The organism is Vibrio sp. OPT20 (assembly GCF_963889365.1).
Lineage (GTDB): Bacteria > Pseudomonadota > Gammaproteobacteria > Enterobacterales > Vibrionaceae > Vibrio > Vibrio splendidus.
In genome coordinates this window covers 143,165-159,844 of record NZ_CAWPOA010000078.1, presented here as the reverse complement: position 1 = coordinate 159,844, position 16,680 = coordinate 143,165, and the positions used below count along the sequence as shown (strand labels likewise).

Below are 16,680 nucleotides of genomic sequence, written 5' to 3'. Positions count from 1 at the left end.
TTTAAGCATTGAATTAAAAACAAACAAGTTAAAAACAATATGGAGAAAAACATGTTTACACGAGCCCTAACGCTATTGGCGCTGTGCCTTTCTTTACCTGCAATGGCTTATCAAGAAGGGGATTCGTTGTCGCCAGACGTCATCGAAAAACTTCAACTCAACAAGGATGAACTGACCATTGTCGACTTCTTTGCAGAGTGGTGCGTGTCTTGCCGCGAAGAGCTACCAGAAGTTAATCAACTCTACACCGAACTCAAAGGCACAGGCGTCACGTTTAAAGGCGTTGATGTGGATGAAGATGTTGAGGTTGGCTTGGAGTTTCAAAAACAACTCGGACTGGAGTTCCCTATTGTTAACGACCCTGAACAAGCGTTGATCGCAGAGTTTAAACCTATCGGCATGCCTGCGCTTTACTACATCTACCAAGGCAAGGTTATCAAGATTCGTTTTGGTGCCATTAACCACATTAGTGACGTGATTACTGATGACCTCACCAAGATGGGAGTGCAACTTTAATGCTAATCAAAGTCACCCTTGTTGGGCTACTCGCTATTCCAATGACGGCTAATGCCACGCTAGAACTCGACCTCAGTGGTCTGGGCAAAAAGCCCGTTGAGCAGCAAGCCACTGACAAAAACGAAGGTCCTCTCGTTGAAGAGGAGATCATCTCCAGCACCGTTTATTCAAGTGGCGGTGATTATTCAAACCAAGAAGCAAAACGTGCAACCAGACGAAACATTGAAATGGTTAAACCCAAGGCAAAGCAACTGGTTATCGAACAGAAAGCACCAGAAGAGAGTAACAAACCTTCTGCTTTGGCTTTCGTTGATGAGTTCCTTGGTATTGAACCCGTAAAGCCTTGGGAAAAAGGCACATTGGCTCAAAAAGAGATGAAACCCGGTGGCACGGTGCCTGAATTCGACGTCTTTTCTGAAAAGGTCTTCGCTTACAAACAAGGTTCCGTCGGCGGCAGTGGTGTTGGTGGCGGTGGCTGTGGTTGTAACTAACCGATCCATCAACGAACAAATCAGTATTTAAAAAAACAAAATAAGAAAAAAATGAAAAAATTACCAATTACGCTGCTGAGTGCAGCGGCAGTGGCTAACGTGGCATTAGCTGAAGATCATATCTCTGTTCATTACCTTAGCTATGAGGAATACGATGACAGAGTATCAGCCAATGACACCATGGTTTCGATTGAGAAAAGTATCGGCTTAGATTGGACACTCAACGCAGAGATAAGCTACGACAGTGTTTCAGGCGCCTCTCCAGCATGGGGGCCTACAACACCTCCTGCTTCCAATGCCGATCAGGTAAGCCGCGCCCTGAAAACTCAACAAGCACAGAATAAAACCGACGAGGTTATTCGTGCAGGCTACGATCCTCACCGCAGTGGCTATGAAATCCAAAAAGTAGGCCTTGAAGACACTAGAAAATCCATCAGCTTAAGCGCGACCTATCGCGATACCTTACGTAATGAATGGACTCTCGGTGGTAACGCCTCTCAAGAAGAAGATTACGAAAGCCTTGGTATCAATGCCAAAGGTTTGGTCTATGCCGATAGCACTAAAAACCGCTCTTACAGTCTAGGTGGCTCTGCCCTTTTCGATCAGACTCAAGCGTTCGGCAAATACTCGTTGGCTTCATCAAACAGCCAGAGCTGGGAAGACATTTTCACGGGCAGTTTAGAAGCCGGATTATCACAAACCTTCACGCCGAATCTATACAGCATTTTTACTGCTTACACGGGTTACCGTAGTGGCTATTTGAGCAATCACTATTTAACGGTTCTGCGTGAAGTCGATATCAACGACGACGGAAAGATCGATGATGATGAAGTGTTCTTGGGACAAGATTCTCGACCGGATACGCGACTCTCTGGCGGTATTAATATCCAAGCTTTTTACTCAGTGTCCGACAGTCTAAAAATACGACCAAGATACAAATGGTTTATGGATGATTGGGGCGTAATGTCTCACCAGTTAGGCGGCAAATTATCTTGGCGAGTGAGTGAATGGTTAACCTTGGCACCGGGCTATTTCTGGTACACGCAAGATGCAGCCGATTTCTATCGCGATCCAAGTAGTGCCGATCCTTCTTTTGCATCGTCAGGCTACGCAACTTCAGACCTTCGCTTAGGCAACTTCACGGCCAATGCCTATGAACTAGGGGCGAGTATCAAGGTACATAAGAAGTTACGCTTAAATGCGCTTGCTGCGTACTACGAACAAAGCAACGGTTTTGAAGCACAGTGGTGGGCTGTTGGAGCAACCTATGAGTTCTAACCTGCCCTTTGTACATCGCTTTCATGCCATGACCGTACCGTGTGAAGTGCAAATTTTGTCGATGGATTTGGCTAACTTTCCAAAGGCAAGCGCAACAGCAATAGCGACTGAGATAGAGCAAAACACACGCCGATTGGAAGACAAATATAACTTCTACTGCGATGACTCATGGCTAACACAGCACATTAATCAGCGAGCATCATGTGATGTCGAACTCGATTCCGAATCTGCCGAGGTTTTCCAACACCTCGACCGGTTAAGTCAACTGACGTTCGATACCTTTGATACTACGGTTGGCAGCATCAAACATCTTTTAAAACAAAAGCCGAAGATGTTGCACAGCCATGCTTTCCAAGCCTTGTCTTCTGCTTTGGGTAAGCAAGCGTGGGAGCTGAAAGGAGCAATGGGTCTAAAAGGAACCGTCGTTCTACAAAGGGCCGTCGTTCTACAAGGGACCGTCGATCTACAAGGAACACTGCTGCACGTCCCTGATTCCCGTACTCGCTTCGACTTTGGCGGCGTCATCAAAGAGTACGCCGTCGACCAAGCCGTAGCGATCGGAAAACAACTCGGCGCGACGTCGATGTTAGTGAATTTTGGCGGTGACATCTATGCGTTAGGCACCAAACCGGATGGCTCGGCATTTAACATTGCTGTATTAGATCCAAGAGACAACAAGACCCCATTTTTCGCCGTTCCGTTAACGAACGCAGCGCTCACGACCTCAGCTCACAGTGAACGCCAAGTGCAATTTGGTGACAAGACCACCTCTCATATTCTGTCAAAGCAAGATGTCGAGCAGAAGATCCTTTCTGTTACCGCTATCTCGTCGTCCACATTGGAAGCCGGCGTGCTCAGTACTTCACTGACATTGAATCCCAACATATCAGTACCTGAAGATAGCGCTGTTATCTACATCGACGATCAATTACACATTCACCAAAACACGGAGTTCCTTCATCCATGAAGTGCTACCTACTTACGTTAATTCTATTGTTTAGCGGATTGTTACATGCTCAAGAAAACGAGTTTCTTCCCGTTGAAGAGGCCTTCCCCGTCACATGGGAAGCCACAGACCAAGGCGCGGTCATCAGCTTTGATACCCACAAGGGTTACTACCTGTATCAATCTCGATTTTCGTTCAAAGGGGAGTCGTCATTATCAACGTTAGAACCGAATTATTCGCTGCCAGGTGAAGAGAAAGAGGATCCTAACTTTGGTAACGTCATCGTGTTTCACGAGCCCGTTACCGTTACTGTTCCTTACTCGGGAAGTGGGAAACTCACCTTGCGTTATCAAGGTTGCGCAGACAAAGGACTTTGTTATCTGCCGCAAAAGTTAGTGCTCGATTTGCCGATGTTCGAAACCGTAGCTGAAGCCCTAGTTGAGGACCCATCAAACTCTCTATATCAAACCCTAGGTGAGTTCAGTGAAGATACCAATAGCTTATCTTCGTTCCTATCCCAAGCGGGCAAGTTACAAGCACTACTAGTATTCTTCCTACTTGGATTAGGTTTATCACTGACCCCATGTGTACTGCCGATGATTCCAATCTTAGCCAGTATCATCGGTGGCGAAAAAGCGATGACAGGCAAGAAAGGGGCGGCACTCTCCAGTTCCTATGTTCTGGGTATGGCGACCAGCTATGCCATGACGGGGATCTTAGTCACCACCTTGGCAAAAGGCGTCAACCTGCAAGCCGCGATGCAACAGCCTTGGTTGTTAAGTAGCTTTGCAGCGGTTTTTGTTCTGCTCGCATTGGCGATGTTCGGATTCTATGAACTCCAACTGCCTGCCGCCCTGCAGCAAAAGCTCAACAGCGGCTCAGACAAGCTTGGCAGCGGTAAGATCGCCAGTGTCTTTGCCATGGGCGCAATATCAGCCTTGGTTGTGTCACCTTGTGTCAGTGCTCCATTGGCTGGTGCGTTGCTGTACGTCTCAACAACTCAAGACTGGGTGTTTGGCGGAGCGACTCTGTTCGTTATGGCGCTTGGTATGGGCATACCGCTTATCGCTATCGGCGCAAGTGGCGGGCGTCTGTTATTAAGAAGTGGCGCTTGGATGGTGTCAGTTAAACAAGTGTTTGGCGTGCTGTTGTTAGCTGTTGCTATTGTCCTGTTGAGCCGCTTTGTCGCTCCATCGGTCATCATGATCTTATGGTCGCTGCTCGCCATCGGTTCTGGTGTACATTTCGGTGCTTTAGAAGCCGCACAACCGGGTTGGGCGCGTACTCGTAAGTTTTCTGCTTTGCTGCCACTGAGTTACGGTCTCATTCTATTTGTCGGATTCTTCTTAGGTAATACCGATCCTCTTAACCCGCTCGCGAATAGAGAATCAACCCAATCCATTGCCGTCACTCCCTTCGAAAAAACTGACTCTATTGTTCAGCTAGAACAACAGTTACAAACCGCAGCGAGCAGCGACCAAAAGGTGCTAGTCGACCTTTACGCAGATTGGTGTGTGTCTTGTAAAGTGATTGAAACCAACGTGTTCAACGACCAACAAGTGAGCCAAAAACTTAAAGAGTGGAAGACAATAAAGCTTGATGTGACAGAAAGCTCTCCAGAGCAAATGGCGTGGCTTAATGATAAGAATGTATTTGGCCCACCAGCAATTTTCTTTTACTCACCCGCCAGCGGTGAAATAGAGCCTGCGCGTGTAATGGGAGATATTGATAAAGAGAGTTTCAATAAAAAACTCAAACTTGCCAATAAGCTCGCTTACACACGAACAACAGAAGCTGATAGCCAAACGAACTAAGGCCTACGCTAGATAAAATCAAAATCGCCCAATCATAAATTGGGCGATTTTTTCTTATTTGGTTTGCAGATATGAGGCAATGTATTCTGGGCTTTCTAGCTGCTCAATCACCGTTTGAGTCAAATGCTCAGTATACGGGTTTATCTTCCAATGCTCTGGACTCCAGCCTTTTACAAAACGTTGAAAATCAGCCCACGCTACATAAAACATTGGTCTCCATGAAGCTTCGACTTCATCGAACGAAAGCTGTGGCTGATAGTACGTCAATGCCTCTTCCAAGTATCGGAAGTAAGTCTCTAACATCTGTGATTCAAGCTCTGCACAATCTTGTGGCCTCACTGCGCTGCTCATAAATAGAGCCACGTCTTTCATCGCACAACCATGACCCACATATTGGAAATCGACGGCAGCTGCGTTTTGGCTTTCTGAATCAAAACAGAAATTGGCAAGCTTGGCGTCGCCATGTACCAAAGTTTGATATGGACATTCTTTTAGTAAACGGTCGATGTGCTGTGCTTGATTCTTCAATGGTAAGTCAGTCAACGCATTAAACTCATCAGGGCGTGTGTCTAAATGCCAGTATGTGGCGACTTGCCACAATGAGGCTGATTGTTCGTGGGCAATATGGATATGCTTTGCATGAAAATTAGCGAGCCACTTTAGGCAGGCATCACGTTGTTTTTGCTCGATTGAGGTGTAGGTAGACGCGCATTCGTACGGAGTATCTTTGGTTGCCAGATCGTCAGAAACAGCAAGCACATCAAACTGAGAAACCAACGGAAAGCCGATTTCGGCTAAGTCTTGCATCACAATCAGCCACTCGCTTTCTTGTAGCTCACAATGCAGCCCTGCAGGTACAGGGCAACGCTCATCCCACTGTTGAGTGAACGATTGATACCAAGCCGTTTCCACTTGGTAAGAGTGCACCTTTCGTTGGTGAGAGAGTTTGGTATTCCAACCTTTTGGGTGTTCTGCTTTATCTGGCAACGCCACATGTTTAACAATCACACTTTTCAGTTCAGTATGGCTTTCTTGAGAAAAGACCAAGCGAACTAACTCGCCATATCCACCCCACAGGCGTTGAATCACTTGGACATCAAACCCTTCATGACAACCCAACGAGGTCGCTATTTTTTGATAAAGCTCATTTTGATAAAGCTCAGGTTGAGCCCGATTATTTGACGATATTGATTGAGACATATTACTCGTTGCTATGCTTTATCAGATAGAAGATGTGACCACTGAGGCTGCCTATTCATGTAGTGAACGACATAGCTACAAACTGGCACAATTTTGAAACCTGCTTGTTCAATTTCAGGCAAGACCGACTCCATCATCACCTTGCCAAAGCCCTTGCCTTGTAGTTCATCAGGGATTCGTGTCGAAGTGATATGTAGTACATCTCCGTCCTTTTGATACTTAACGACCGCGAACTGGTTGGGTTCTAGCTCAACTGTGATCTGGTTCACTTCTTGATCCCATTTTACTGCCTGCATTCTCAACTCCTGCAAATAATTGATACGACAAACAATAAAAGTTTGAAGTATGAGTTCCTTGTAATAGACTAACGCAAGTGCATATAAATAAAACTAAGTACTTACAAACAAAGTAGTTAATTCAGTGCCATCGGCTTAATATAAAAACAGCAATGATAAAAGGCACTCTATAAATCTATGTGAGTACGCCCACTCAATCTAGCACGTAATAACCCCTTGTTAGCAAGTTACCAATATAACTAACAGACGCATGTTGGCGCATGGAGAATATATAATGAACGCACCACTGAAGAAGCCTTTGGAGCATAATCAGGCACTTCAAGACCCTCGTAACCGCACCGTTTCTACGATAAACAGCACCGATGCACTGGCCATGATTGAGCACGGCAGTGAACTGACATTAAATGTCTCGACTCCGGTTGGCACTAAGTTTCTCGCCACCACCAAATTTATCGGTACACACAGTGATAACTGTATTGTGGTTGAGGTTCCCGAGGTATCCAATGAAGATCTGAATTTTTTCTTTCAAGAAGGTTTTTGGATGACCGCTCGTGCCTATTCTCTACGAGGTGAAGGCGCACTTATTCACTTTAGAAGCCAAATTCACCATAAGATTGGTGAACCCTTCCCTATTCTTGTGCTTTCGACACCAAGCACGATGCAAGTCACTCAGCTGCGTAAAGAAACACGCTATGAAGTGAACTTGGCTTCAAGAATTATCTTCAACGACCAACGAGCAAACTGTGAGATAAGAGACTTATCGAAAAGTGGTTGTCGTTTTGTGACCTCACCGACCTCTCGTGCAATTCAGATTGCCGATCGAGTGTCTATCGAGATTACACCTGAAAACTACAATGGCCCTCTTATCCCTCCATTGAGAGGCATCATCTGTAATCTGCAAAAATCGACGCACTACGCTCGATACGGTGTGGAATTTGATGATATTGGCCGCGCTAACGCTAAACACTTGTTGGCAAAATTGAAGTTCGATGGCACCAAGCTCTGCTTACGAAACGGCTAAGATCATTTAACACGCTGCGCTCGTCTAATTCGTAAATTGACCAAATACAACTCACTCACGAGCAAAGTCGCAACCAATAAAAAGCCATCGACTCTAGAATCGATGGCTTTTGCGTTTTGGCTGTTTTTATCTGTTTATCTGGGCATAAACTAGCTATCTAGCTATACAACTATTTACGCAGTGCGTTCAGTTTAGCTTGAGCGATTCCAAAAATAGTATCAATTGGATAGCTACCCTCATCACTTGCCTCACCTGCGGCTTTGCCTGTGAACAGTTCAATCGCCTCTGTGACATGGTCAATGGCCCAGATATTGAACTCGCCTTTTTCAACTGCTTTCACGATGTCACCGCGCAGCATTAAGTTATGAACATTCGAGCGTGGGATTATCACGCCTTGTTCGTTTGAACGTCCTTTGATTTCACACACATCAAAGAAACCTTCAATTTTCTCGTTCACACCACCAATAGGCTGAGACTCACCGAACTGGTTCATTGAGCCGGTAATCGCAATATCTTGGCGGTTTGGCTGCTTAGAAAACGCAGACACCACCGCACAGAACTCGGCCATACTCGCACTGTCACCATCGACGCCACCATACGATTGTTCGAAGGTGATGTTAGTGGTGAGCGGAACTTTGGCCGTCTTACCAAACACTGAAGAAAGATAAGCAGACAAGATCATCACCCCTTTCGAGTGAATACTGCCACCTAGGTCTACGTTTCTTTCAATATCAATCACTTCACCGTCACCGTAAGCGGTGGTAGCCGTGATTCGGTTCGGCGCACCAAACATATGATCGGTAGTACTGAGTACAGAAAGCGCATTGACCTGCCCAACCGCCTGACCATCTACGTGGATCAGCGTTGTGCCGTTAGTGAAGGTTTCCATTACGCTGTCTTGCAGTCGTCCGACACGCATCTGTTGGTTAGATAACGCTTGGTCGACGTGCGTTGCACGAATCAAGTTCGATTTTGAGCCTCTCGCTACGTAGTTTGACTCACGAAGCAGATTCGCAATGTGTGCCGAGTGCAGCGACAACTTACCTTGGTCACCCGCCTGACGAGAACTGTGCTCAATGATCCGAGCAATCGCTTTACGATCACAATGCAGCATGTTGTTGTCATGTACGATGCTCGAAATGAAGCGTGCATAATGCATTTCAGAATCCGCAGTACGCTTCATCTCATCTTCAAAATCGGCTGTGACACGGAACAGTTCACCGAACTCCGCATCGTAATGTTGCAGCAGTTGATAAGTGCGGTAATCACCAAACAAAATGATCTTAACGTCTAATGGAATGGGTTCTGGATCAAGCGATACCGCTCCCGTTAACGTGACCTCTTTTTCTAATGAAGTGAAGCTCAATTGACGCGAACGTAGCGCGCGCTTCAGGCCTTCCCAAACATAAGGCTGTTCGAGGACTTTAACCGCATCCATCAACAACACACCGCCATTGGCTCTGTGTAAGCTACCGGCGCGAATCAATGAGAAGTCCGTAAATACAGTGCCTTTAAAAGTTGCCGTCTCGACATAACCAAACAGAGAGTGATAATTCGGATTCTCTTCAACCACGATCGGCAGCGTCTCCTCCTTCTGGCTCACAATCACATTAACCTTGTAACGACGTGGCATTTTCTTATCCAAAGAGGCGGTCGCAACTTCTGCTTGCTCTGTGCTCTCTTCCAAGAAAATATCTGCGTTGTCGACAATGTCTTTACGCAGTGCCGTCAGGTACTTTTTGATATCTGGATATTGGCTGTAGTCTTGCTTCAACTGCTTGATGAAGTGCGTGATCACATCTCGCGCCGTATCATCATTAAGCTTTTGAATTTTCTCTGTATACGTCTCTTCAAGCTCGGTCAGTTCGCGAGAAATGGTTCGTAGGCCCACTTCCAATCCATCAATGGTTTTATCGAACTGGTCTTGCTCTTCCGGCGAAAGTAGATCAAAGCTCTCTTCGGTATGAAGATCATCCCCATTCATTGCGACAAACTGGTAATCACCCTGAGTGGTAATCGTCAGGTTGATGCCCTTGTCTTTCGCTTCTTGGCTAATTGTTTCGAGCGCAGCTTGTTGCTTCGTGGCCAATTGGTTTTTAAGCCTATCTGCACGGCTAAAGTACATCTCATTGTCGAATGCGAGCGGCATGGCTTTAAGCAATTTACGCATCAGCTTTTCAATGTCTTGCTTTAAGCTGCTGCCCACGCCACGTGGCAACTTGAGTACCTTCGGTGTACGAATATCTTCAAAGTTCGCGATATAACACCAATCAAAAAGCTCTTGGACCTCTTGAGTGTGTCGGTTTAGATAGCGCAAAATCATGGTGCGCTTACCCAAACCATTTCGCCCTATCGCATAAATGTTGTAACCCTTTTCCTTGATTGACATCGCGAACTCAACGGCCTTTTGTGCACGTTCTTGCCCGACGATTTCGTCAATTGGAGCCAGTTCTTTGGTCGACTTACATGGTAGCTTATCGAGTTCCGCTACCTTATACAGCTGTTCTGTATTGAGTCTTTGCATCGCCATCGCCGCCTCCTTAGTCCTTCATTACTTGGGTGTAGATAAAATCAGTGTAGATGTAATTTCCTATAAATTTAGTGACTTACGCAACATCGCTGTTCAACTGAGCAAATAACGCACAATTTGAGCCATTTTTAAGAATAACCGGCCACTTTATTTACCAACTTAACATGTGAATGATTTTAATTTGCATTTGATAATAAATATCATTAACATTTTCGGATATTATAAATTGAGGATGTGGATATGGAAATTGAACGATGCTGGATGCACTACCTAAAAGCTGAACAGTTAATGGAACAAGGTCACTGGCCAGAAGCACAGCGCCTGTATGGTGATGTTCTAACGTCTCTTCCTCACCACATCCAAGATGCTGCATACCAAAGCGACATCAAGCCCTGCCAATTTGCCTGTCTACTTGCAGGGCTTCGAGACGCAAGTGTCGCTCAATCAGAGATTTTCAACCGTTTAGGCCATCATCAGCAAGCCTTCGACACCTTGAATCAGTCTTACGCACTGATGCAATTTATCTCTCTCGAAAGTACAGAACTGATCCAACGCACCTATTCACTGCTGGAAAAACAGAGTGAAGATCTACTCAATCACTTGATCGCTTTTTGCAGTGCTCAACGCAGTTCGTATTGGATGCTCGAACTAGAACAAATTCAACGTGCTCATCACCATTTTGGGCAACTTAAAACCACGTCAGAAGTGAAATCTTCACCTAATGTCTTAAATTGATAAGGATATATCATGTCGGACCGGGCCATACTTAAAGTCAATAACCTCTCCGTTAGCTTCACAACCAATGATGGAATCATTGATGCGGTAAAAAAGGTTAACTTTACCCTTAATTCTAGCGAAACCTTGGCCATTGTTGGTGAATCAGGTTCAGGTAAATCAGTCTCTTCTAACGCACTCATGCGTTTGCTCCCTGATAACGCCATCATTGATGCTCAATCTGAAATAGAATTTGAGGGGCAATCAATACTTGGCAAGACTGAACGAGAAATGCAGTCGATTCGTGGCGACAGAATCGGCATGATCTTTCAGGAACCGATGACCTCTCTCAACCCATACCTGCGCGTGGGCACACAAGTGGCTGAAGCCATTATGTGTCATCGCAATGTATCGAAATCAAAAGCAAAACAGCGTGTGCTAGAGCTCTTCAATCTTGTGCACTTACCAATGCCAGAACAGGCTTACAACAAGTATCCGCATGAGTTTTCAGGCGGTCAGTTACAGCGCATCATGATTGCGATGGCTTTGATCAACGAGCCCGACATTTTGATTGCCGACGAACCCACCACCGCATTGGATGTGACCGTACAAGCGGAAGTGCTTTCTCTTATCAAAGAAATCCAAAACAAAATGGGCATGGCAATTTTGTTCATCACCCATGACCTTGGCGTCGTGAAACATTTTGCCGACCGTGTTTTGGTGATGTGCAAAGGTGAGCTAGTTGAAGAAGGGATGACTCAAGCCTTATTCGAGAATCCAAGACACGATTACACACGCATGCTGATTAACTCGATTCCTAAAGGCGCTAAGGTTCCTGTTGAGGCGTCAGCTCCAGAACTATTGTGTGCTGACGATATCCGAGTTCAATTCTTAGTTAAATCACATTTCATCAAGAGTAAAAGTCAGTATTTCGAAGCCGTAAAAGGCATTTCGTTGAATCTTAAACAAGGCGAAACGCTAGGCATTGTGGGTGAATCAGGGTCAGGTAAATCGACCCTTGGACGTGCATTAATCGGCTTGCTGCCAAGTACCGGACGTATTGTTTACAAAGGCCAAGACGTTAGCTTATTAAATGATAAAGAGCGTCACAAGCTCAAGAAAGATGTCCAAATGGTGTTCCAAGATCCTTATGGTTCTTTATCACCACGCATGACCGTTGGGGAAATAATCACCGAAGGCTTAACGGTGCATCAACCTCATCTATCCAAGCAAGAACGTTTAGAAAGAGCGCGCAAAGCATTGATTGAAGTTCGCTTAGAGCCGAATTCAATAAACCGTTATCCGCATGAGTTCTCTGGCGGACAAAGACAACGTATCGCGATTGCTCGCGCACTGATTCTAGAGCCCTCTTTCATTTTGCTGGATGAACCAACTTCGGCACTCGATCGCTCAGTACAACTGACCGTGATTGACCTGCTAAAAGACATTCAAGCCAAGCACAATATCGGCTTTCTGTTCATCAGCCATGACCTCTCGGTAGTGAAAGCACTGTCGGATCGTGTATTGGTGATGCAGAAGGGTGAAGTGATGGAAGAAGGGTCTGCAGAAGAGATTTTCAATGCACCGAAAAATGACTACACCAAGAAGTTAATCGCAGCGTCATTCGACTTAGAAAATAAATCGAAAAAAAATGCGGCGTAACGGGAACTAATCAACATTAACAGCGTCTTATATGTACATTCTGAATAATCTCCTAATGGATTGAAATCTAGAATGGATATAGCAAAACTGGTTTGGCCGCCAAAAGAAAAATGTCGCATGGATGCGACATTTTTCGTTTCTGGCGTATATGAAAAATCAACTCAGCGATTATGAAGGTTTGCTAAAATTGACGGACTTTAAACAGGGTTAGCTGGTAGTCGGGTCATAATCGCCGAGCGGCTTCGCTCATCTCGTTTTTGGACAAAAGTTACTTAGATATAAAACTCTAATTAGCTCTCCTGATCTTACTTTTTTGGATGAAAAATGGCATTTATCTCAGTTGCTATTAAGTATGTTTCGAATAGATATTCAAAAGTAGCAATTTACTGGTTCCGTCATGCTTACCCTAGCTGAGCACGAATGCTAAATCTTTTGCACCTTCCCACCCGAGCTTAGTTCTTTTACATATTGTGAATATAAAGAAACCTCCAATGTTGGAGGCTTCTTGGTTTCTACACTTTAACAACTAGCGCGAGTGACAAAGGTGATATCAGATATTGTCACTCAGGTTGTTTGTACCTTCTGCCTCAAATTGTTCAATCTCAGACTCGGTTCGCCACTTGCCGTTGTAAAGGTACTTACACTCTGGTAGTGGCTCTTTAGCAGCCCTTAAATCAAACACCTCATCAGTTTGATATTCTCTACTACAAACAGGGATACTAAAGAGCCTTGATTCTGGCTTTGCTTCAAACAGCTTTTTATGGTCATCGACCTCTGTACAATTCAGTTTGTAGACCTTTGACATTTGCGCGACCATGGATTCTAAATCCGCTTCAGTTTTAAAGAAAACATAACAATCAAATCGGTCTTGTGAGCGAAAGATAGTCTTATGAGCAGTATCTCGATATCTGCATATGTCATGCTTAAAATAAAACTGGATCACTTTTCTTTTCTTGTGGTACCCAGCAAACAGCCAATCTTCTCGTTCACCCACTTTAATTTCGGTTCTCTCATCGGGCTGGCGTTTTAACATACCAAATGAGAGTAAAATAAGGGCGCCAGCTCCCGCTAATGCCATTGGGCCAACCACCGCTACCATCGTCACACACACCACCGCGCCTATCCAACCAACAGCTTGCGTGGCGGTATTTACCCACTTAGGCATATTGCGACGCTTTTTCATCACAAAGCCCTTGTCAGAAAAAATGTAGTCATACCGATAATCGAGGCCGATGGTAAGGTAGAAAGCTCCAGACACCATCACCGACAAAATAAAAGAAAAAATGGTTGCACCAACCGTGTCACTTGTATGTATCAAAAAAGTTAATAGGAATGGCGCGCTCACAAATGGAAGCGCAAATAGTTTGTAGTAGTAGCGAAACGGCTCTTCTACATCATATTTGTGCCACGTTGTTAAATTGTTCCCTGTAAGAATCTCTTGTTCTTGTGCCTCTTGGTAAACTACCAACTCTTCTGGGGTGATATAAAATGGTGAATATGCCAAGGGTTACTCCTGAAAACCTAATGTGCCGACAACGGGGGTAAGTGATTTCTGAATAGTGCTTTGTTTGCTATTGTCTGAAATCACACCATAAGTTGCACTCTGTTTTACGCCGTTTTGGAACCAATACTCACGCTTAGTTGGGGCATCATCTTCCACATCGTACGCTACTTGCATGGCAAGGTATCGATCGGCTTCTTTGATCGGTAATGTTACCTTATACACCAGTAATTCTTTGCTAGCTTGGCTCTGAGTTTGTAGCGTGACTAAATCTGCGTTTTGATGCCACGAGCCGGACGTCAATTCATCTTCTGTTGCCTTGGTATTTGTACTCACGGTAATACCATTCGTTGCAGAATGACGTGGCAGTTGAATATGCACGTCCAAACCAATTAATTCACGATGTGTGTAACCCGGATAGGCTTGCACTTTTTCAATCGGCTGATGGTATACTGTTGGCTGCTGAATAATGGATTGCAGGTCAAACAGCGCTTGACGTACTAATGCTGAATTATGCTTTTCTCTTTCAGGCAAGCTCGTAGATTGGCTCCACTGAGTACGACTCGGGTGATAACCCCAAGGCAGTTTATCTAACCATTTTTGGAAATCGTCTTGCTTCAGCTTGTTCAACTTATAATTAATGGCTAGGTAAGTAACAGTAAGAATAACTAAAGCTGCCGTTACCGGACCACCAAATAGCAAGTTAGTCGAAAAGGTACCACTAGAAGCTCCTATGAACTGGAACACACCAATTGCACCAGTTAAACCAAGTGTTGCTATATTTGCTACATGCAGGTATTTTTCAAGACCATAAACCTCATCAGCACTCTGCCAAGAACGATATGCCTCAATACCTGAAGCTAGCGCCCCCAAAGCCCCTGTGATCGCGAGCCATTTATTGAATACCTTCAAGTCATCAAGGATCAAGTTTTCAAAGCCACTTGCATTTCGATCTACTAACTTTTTAAGAGTTTTCAGCGAGTGCTCTCTGAGTTCGTCACTCCCCTTCACGCTCTCCCACAACTTACCCGTCCGAATCCCCGTCCACGCGCTGGCGGTGTAAAACAGCTTTTGTTGTATGTCTAAAAATTCATCTGAATTCATCAAGCCAGTATCGGCAATACTGCTCATGGCATCGGTCAAGGCAATGCTGTTAAACAGAAGAGCGAGAAACCCCAACCCACCTGCGTTTTCGAACAGTTTGTGTAAATCACCTACGGCATCGCTGATTACCCTTGTCCTAAATTCTACCGTTGCTTTTGGTAGGTCGTCCGGAAGTATAATGCGTTGTGGGTATTCTAACGTCGCCACCGCTAATGATTTTTTGAGTCGACGCTGATTCTTTAACGCCTCTTTATACTTAGCCGTCGCCTTGCGCTGATTTTGATTCACCTCAGCAATAATGAGGTTGTTTTTCTTTAGCTCAGCAAGATTATCTTCAATGCGCGTTTTCCAATCCTTAAATCCTTGAGCATAATTGTCGTTAATACTCACTGGCATCGTTTGCGCCATACGCTCAGCTATAGTCGCTCGCCATACGAAACCATTTCGTGACAATGGCTTAGCCAGTGTTGGCATCAATAGAATGGAAGCTTGAGAGGTAAAACTCACACCCAGCTCTAACGTCCCCTTTAAAGCAGCGCTGATAGAGGCTTTGAATAGGGTATCGAGCTCTTTAAAGCCTTTTGCCAAGTCTTTCAAAATGTCGGTTTCGGAGGTGTTCGGGTTTGTGACAAAGTCCATGACCTTCGCATACATCCCCGTTTTATTGCTCACCGAAGAGACATGCTTTAACCATGTATCTTCATCGCTTGTCGATATTGATAGGGGCTCGGGAATTGATTTTTTCAACTCATTATAGACACTTCGACTGAAGCCTGAGGTATAGAGTGGTAATAAGCTGGTCGGTTTCTCCCATTGGCTTTCTGCCCAAATGCGGTCTTCTTCTTCAATCACAAGGCTAAACGCTTCTACCGCTGCTAGGTGAAGCTGATAGAGGCTATATTGCGTCTCCTCGTTGTAAAGGTCGAAGATACGTTCAAGATGATGAGGAGTGAGCGTTTCTAATACCGAAATAAAGTCACGCTTTACGGAAGTCACTTGAGCAAGAATGGTCTCTTTTTGCTCTGATAGCGCCTGCATTTCACTCAACATCTGTTTCCAATTGAGCTGCTTGCGCCAGCGGTCGCTAGCAATCCACTGTTCGTAGTAGCCAAAACGACTGGCGGATATACCGTATTTCTCTTGGATAGACTGAGCAACAGCAGACTGTGTATTTTGACTGGATTCAATAGCGCCCGAAGAAAATTGGGCAGGGTAGCCTGACTGAATCGCCCCTTTGTTTTTTTCAGCTAAATTAAGGTGGGTCGATGAATCATAATATTCTGCCATGTCACCATAGAAGGCAAGCTCTTGGTGATTGCGCTTTACTCTCCATGGCATGTTTATTTCATCACTCGCCCCAAACATGGATAACTGCATGGCGGTTTGCATCAAATGCCATTGATTCGAGAACTGGTCAACGAAAAGGCGGTAGGGGCTGGCGGCACCTACAAAATGCAGTGACATGTCTTGTATGTCTGCAGCGTAATCTTTTATGGCCACAAAATAGGCGGCTTCCTCTTCAGGAAACGTTGCCGTTAAATTACTTTCAGAGGCAACGGGTTTGAATGGGGAGGCAGCTTCATCGGCTTGTGTACTCACTCCTGAAT

General features: G+C 45.1%; 13 protein-coding genes. 8 read left to right on the top strand and 5 right to left on the bottom strand.

Features of this window, described 5'->3' with window-relative positions; translation table 11 throughout:
- Positions 1-51 precede the first annotated feature (51 nt).
- From AACR09_RS17820 to dsbD, 5 genes are read left to right on the top strand one after another with little or no spacing between them, the layout of a single operon-like run.
- Entirely contained in the window at positions 52-516 is a 465-nt protein-coding gene (locus AACR09_RS17820) for a TlpA family protein disulfide reductase (protein WP_061021285.1), read from the top strand.
- Entirely contained in the window at positions 516-1,007 is a 492-nt protein-coding gene (locus AACR09_RS17815; protein ID WP_004732808.1) for a DUF4266 domain-containing protein, read from the top strand. Before AACR09_RS17820 ends, AACR09_RS17815 begins: the two co-directional genes overlap by 1 nt.
- Positions 1,008-1,058: 51 nt before the next feature.
- Complete coding sequence (locus AACR09_RS17810) at positions 1,059-2,285, top strand: DUF3570 domain-containing protein (RefSeq protein ID WP_193835476.1); 1,227 nt, start codon at positions 1,059-1,061, stop codon at positions 2,283-2,285.
- The gene (locus AACR09_RS17805) at positions 2,275-3,252 is read left to right on the top strand and encodes an FAD:protein FMN transferase (RefSeq protein ID WP_193835475.1); all 978 of its coding nucleotides are present in this window, start codon (positions 2,275-2,277) and stop codon (positions 3,250-3,252) included. Before AACR09_RS17810 ends, AACR09_RS17805 begins: the two co-directional genes overlap by 11 nt.
- Positions 3,249-5,045: a protein-disulfide reductase DsbD gene (gene dsbD, locus AACR09_RS17800; RefSeq protein ID WP_193835474.1), complete on the top strand. Its 1,797-nt coding sequence runs from the start codon at positions 3,249-3,251 to the stop codon at positions 5,043-5,045. The genes AACR09_RS17805 and dsbD overlap by 4 nt, the downstream gene beginning before the upstream one ends.
- Positions 5,046-5,099: 54 nt before the next feature.
- Here the strand turns inward: dsbD and AACR09_RS17795 are convergent, their stop codons facing one another.
- Positions 5,100-6,245 (bottom strand): phosphotransferase, encoded by a 1,146-nt coding sequence (locus AACR09_RS17795; RefSeq protein WP_193835473.1) that lies wholly within the window; start codon positions 6,243-6,245, stop codon positions 5,100-5,102.
- A gap of 11 nt (positions 6,246-6,256) precedes the next feature.
- Positions 6,257-6,541 carry a GNAT family N-acetyltransferase gene (locus tag AACR09_RS17790; protein ID WP_004732803.1) on the bottom strand — a complete coding sequence of 95 codons (285 nt, stop codon included), beginning with the start codon at positions 6,539-6,541 and terminating at the stop codon, positions 6,257-6,259.
- A 274-nt stretch (positions 6,542-6,815) separates the two neighbouring features.
- On the opposite strand from AACR09_RS17790, the gene AACR09_RS17785 reads away from it, so the two are divergent.
- Entirely contained in the window at positions 6,816-7,562 is a 747-nt protein-coding gene (locus tag AACR09_RS17785; RefSeq protein ID WP_004732802.1) for a flagellar brake protein, read from the top strand.
- Positions 7,563-7,731: 169 nt separating this feature from the next.
- Here the strand turns inward: AACR09_RS17785 and AACR09_RS17780 are convergent, their stop codons facing one another.
- On the bottom strand, positions 7,732-10,092 hold the full coding sequence (locus AACR09_RS17780; RefSeq protein WP_017083022.1) for a Lon protease family protein: 2,361 nt from the start codon (positions 10,090-10,092) through the stop codon (positions 7,732-7,734).
- A 240-nt stretch (positions 10,093-10,332) separates the two neighbouring features.
- On the opposite strand from AACR09_RS17780, the gene AACR09_RS17775 reads away from it, so the two are divergent.
- Entirely contained in the window at positions 10,333-10,827 is a 495-nt protein-coding gene (locus AACR09_RS17775) for a hypothetical protein (RefSeq protein ID WP_004732800.1), read from the top strand.
- Between the two features lie 12 nt (positions 10,828-10,839).
- Positions 10,840-12,468, top strand: a complete 1,629-nt coding sequence (locus AACR09_RS17770; protein ID WP_004732799.1) for an ABC transporter ATP-binding protein — start codon at positions 10,840-10,842, stop codon at positions 12,466-12,468.
- 550 nt (positions 12,469-13,018) lie between these two features.
- Here the strand turns inward: AACR09_RS17770 and AACR09_RS17765 are convergent.
- Together AACR09_RS17765 and AACR09_RS17760 are read right to left on the bottom strand one after the other, a co-directional pair.
- Positions 13,019-13,972 (bottom strand): hypothetical protein, encoded by a 954-nt coding sequence (locus tag AACR09_RS17765; protein ID WP_108150120.1) that lies wholly within the window; start codon positions 13,970-13,972, stop codon positions 13,019-13,021.
- A 3-nt stretch (positions 13,973-13,975) separates the two neighbouring features.
- A partial coding sequence (locus tag AACR09_RS17760; RefSeq protein ID WP_228010735.1) for a T6SS effector BTH_I2691 family protein occupies positions 13,976-16,680 on the bottom strand: 2,705 nt, incomplete at its 5' end.